This window comes from Terriglobia bacterium, assembly GCA_036496425.1.
GTDB lineage: Bacteria > Acidobacteriota > Terriglobia > 20CM-2-55-15 > 20CM-2-55-15 > 20CM-2-55-15.
On record DASXLG010000278.1, the window covers coordinates 1 to 3416 of the forward strand.

Genomic DNA, 3416 nt, shown 5'->3' on the forward strand with positions numbered 1-3416 from the left:
ATCTGCGGCTAAAAACCTTGTCAAAAAAACTAAAACTTACGATTTCCGTTTACCGGCCGTGAACCAGAAGTTTCGGACCCGCTTCGAACAGCACCTCGATTTTCGAGATATCTTTAACGGCGGTTGTCACGCCCACCCCGAACATCGGGTGTTGCAGAACATCACCGGCGCGGTACGTATCTTTTGGCGAATAGGTCTTTGCCGTGGCTGGATTGCTCGTGCTCAGGAGCGTCTTGTAACGTCCGGGCCGCGTGCCGGTTCCGGTGCGCGGCGTTGTCTTGCCCGGCTCGGAAGCGCGGTAGCTATGCTGGGACTGGCAGGTATTGCAGTGCACGCGGACAGGCTTGCTGCCGACCATCGCTTCGATCGTGTGCGCAAGGATCATTTTGCATTTGCCGCACCAGCTGTCAATGGTGCCGCCCGGTTCTCTTTTGCTCATTTGAGGTTGCATATTAGTCCTTATTGATTCGAACGTTATTTGCCAGACCGACGGTGCTGAGCCCACGGATGACATACCAGCCGACGTCGACCTGCCACCAATGGCGGCTGAATCGGGCTGATGCAGGAGAAGCGTGATGATTGCCGTGCCAGTTTTCGCCCCAGGCCGTCAGCTGGAGCGGGCCAAGCCACCAGATGTTCTGGCTGGAATCGACTCCCTCGGCGAGGCCGGGCTTCAGGTGCAGCAGACTGTTCACGAAACATTGCATATGGAGCAGATAGACCAGGCGAATCGCGCCGATCCAGAAAAAGCCCTTCCATCCAAAGAGAAAATAGCCCAGAAAAATGGACGTCAGAACCAGCGGAATCTGAAGCTTCGCCCAGATCGTGTAGCGGGGCTTGATCAGATCCGGACACCACTTCTTCATCGCGGACGGCTCCCATTGGTACAGCCAGCGCAGATGCGCCCACCAGAAACCGCCGTGACGCGGGCTGGAAACGTCTTCGAGCGTGTCCGACTTCGCATGATGATTGCGATGATTGGCGATCCAGGTATGCGGCGATCCCGACCCATTGAAAACGGCAAAGCCGATCAGAATCTGTTCGATCACCGGATTGAGTTTCACCGCGCGATGCGCCAGACCGCGGTGATACGCCACGGTCGTGCCGAGCGCGCCCATTGCTGCGAAGCCCAGGCTCCACAGCAGGACGTTCCAGCCCGGCACCGGGAACAGCGCAAGGCCGATGAAGGCCAGGACATGGACGGTGACGATATAGGCGAGAACCCACTGGTTCTCTCCTTCGGCTTTCCACCATGGAAGCGTCCATGGATGACGCGCGACCAGATTCTGGCCGTTGGTTGCTTCGATTGATTCCTTCAAGATGGCTCGGCTCATCGTCCTACGCGACCTCCCCTGCGGCCGGATCGGCCTCCAAAGCTTCGCCACTGGGGCTGCCGTGGCGCGGGATTCCGCAGCGACGCGACGGAAGTCGAGTGGAAGGCGTGCCCTTCGACTGTGGGCAGTTCGTGTTGAATCAATTTCTCAATTCCTTTCAGCATCACGATCTCACTGGCGTCGCAGAACGAAAGCGCGATACCGGCCGCGCCCGCACGTGCCGTGCGGCCGACGCGATGCACATAACTCTCGGCGTCGTTCGGCAGTTCGTAGTTGATGACGTGGGAGATTCCTTCGACGTCGATACCGCGGGCGACGATGTCCGTGGCCACGAGGACCGACACACGGCCTTTATCGAATGCGGCCAGACTGCGCTGCCGGTGGTTCTGGCTTTTGTTGGAATGAATCGCATCGGCCGCGATCCCATTGCGCGAGAGATGCCGCATCACGCGTTCGGCCCGATGTTTGGTGCGGGTGAAGACCAGCGCCCGGCTGACGTCGCTGCCCTGGAGAATATCGACCAGCAGCGATCCCTTGTTCGCCTGATCGACGAATAAAACTTTCTGGTCCACTTTCACCGCGACGGAGGCCGCCGGCGTAGTCGCAACATAAACCGGGTCCTTCAACATGCCGGAAGCCAGAGCGGCGATCTGGTTCGAAAGCGTGGCGGAGAAAAGCAGCGTCTGCCTGGCAGCCGGAATGCGGGAAACGATCGTTTGCACGTCGTGAATGAAACCCATGTCGAGCATCCGGTCGGCTTCGTCCAGAACAAGAAAGCGGACCTCGCTCAAACTCACATGGCCCTGCCGCATCAGATCCAGAAGGCGGCCAGGGGTGGCTACAAGAATGTCGCAGCCTCTTCGCAGCGCAAGAACCTGGCCCGCCATCGAAACTCCTCCGACGACGACGGCCGCGCGCAGCGGCAGGTGCCGGCCATAGGCGCGAAGATTGGTTTCGATTTGCAGCGCCAGCTCCCGGGTGGGAGTCAGCACGAGCGCCCGCAGGCCTTTGCTCCTGAGGCGATCAAGAAGGTCGAGCATCGGCAAGGCAAACGCGGCGGTTTTGCCGGTCCCGGTCTGCGATGTCGCCAGAACGTCCTTGCCTGCAAGCACTTGGGGAATCGCTTCCCGTTGAATGTCCGTGGGTTGAAGATAGCCCTCTTCGCGTACAGCGCGCAGAATGGCTTCGCTTATATGGAAGTCCTCAAACGTTTTAATGTTCATCATCTCCTGTTTTTGCGTGACCGAGTCGTAACGCGGCTCATTTCTCGGTCAAGCGCTCAAAACAGTGCCGAGGAGTAACGCAGAAAAATTGTCGGAAGGTCTACAACTTGAAAAGACTTGGGAAACCTTTCCAAGGGCTTCTACACCAGCTAATTGGCTTGAGCGATCGGCCGAGGCCGAATCCATCAGTGCAAAAGACCGAAGTCATTGTAACACATGAACCGGAAATCTATTGCAGGTTGCATCATTCGAGGTTTTTGCATTTCAGATTTAGAACTGCAGAAGCCTCGAATGATGCAATTTCCAATAGACTTAGAGATCACTGAATGCTGGAGGGCGGATCGAAGTGCGGGTCCGAAACCCCGGGGCTCGTCTTGGCACGAAAGGATTCCAGCGTCCAGTCGTCGGTGCTTTCATTATGTCCGAGGACATATGTATTTCCGTCGTCTGCATGCACGCGGAAGTAGAGAGCATCGGTTCCGTACCACTGGTCTTCGATCGATTCAACGAAGTGCGCTGAATCGCCCAGCCAGAACTTGATCGGCCGTTGGTCGGCTTTGTGGCCGGAATAGCATTCGACGCGAAGTTTCATGCACCATATTAACATTCAAAGTGAAGGGAGATTTATCCATGTCGAAGGCGGTTGCGGAACAACAATGGTTTGAAGCAGATGGCAAGCCGGTCCTGCTCAACGGTCCGGCTGTTGTGATGGGAATTATCGGGCAGGGCCCGATCCAGGTTTCCGGACCTGAAGGGCTGCTTGTGGCTCAGGGTGTCCTGCTGGAAGGACCGGTTTATCTCAAGGATGAGAAGTGGAGTCTTCGCGTGAATGGGCCGGCGATCGTCACGTATTGCAAGC

The 3416-nt window shown here is 57.2% G+C and carries 5 protein-coding genes; 1 reads left to right on the plus strand and 4 read right to left on the minus strand.

Annotated features, from left to right (window positions below; all coding sequences use genetic code 11):
• Positions 1 to 49: 49 nt before the first annotated feature.
• The 4 genes from VGK48_20245 to VGK48_20260 all read right to left on the minus strand — a co-directional run bounded on the left by VGK48_20245 (position 50) and on the right by VGK48_20260 (position 3149).
• A complete protein-coding gene (locus tag VGK48_20245; GenBank protein ID HEY2383511.1) occupies positions 50 to 439 on the minus strand; it encodes a hypothetical protein in 390 nt (129 codons plus the stop codon).
• A gap of 13 nt (positions 440 to 452) precedes the next feature.
• Positions 453 to 1334: a fatty acid desaturase gene (locus tag VGK48_20250; protein ID HEY2383512.1), complete on the minus strand. Its 882-nt coding sequence runs from the start codon at positions 1332 to 1334 to the stop codon at positions 453 to 455.
• Positions 1331 to 2560, minus strand: a complete 1230-nt coding sequence (locus VGK48_20255) for a DEAD/DEAH box helicase (GenBank protein HEY2383513.1) — start codon at positions 2558 to 2560, stop codon at positions 1331 to 1333. Before VGK48_20255 ends, VGK48_20250 begins: the two co-directional genes overlap by 4 nt.
• Before the next feature lie 316 nt (positions 2561 to 2876).
• Positions 2877 to 3149: a hypothetical protein gene (locus VGK48_20260; GenBank protein HEY2383514.1), complete on the minus strand. Its 273-nt coding sequence runs from the start codon at positions 3147 to 3149 to the stop codon at positions 2877 to 2879.
• A 38-nt stretch (positions 3150 to 3187) separates the two neighbouring features.
• Between VGK48_20260 and VGK48_20265 the strand changes: the two genes are divergently transcribed.
• Positions 3188 to 3416: hypothetical protein (locus VGK48_20265; protein HEY2383515.1), on the plus strand; the 229-nt coding region annotated here is incomplete at its 3' end.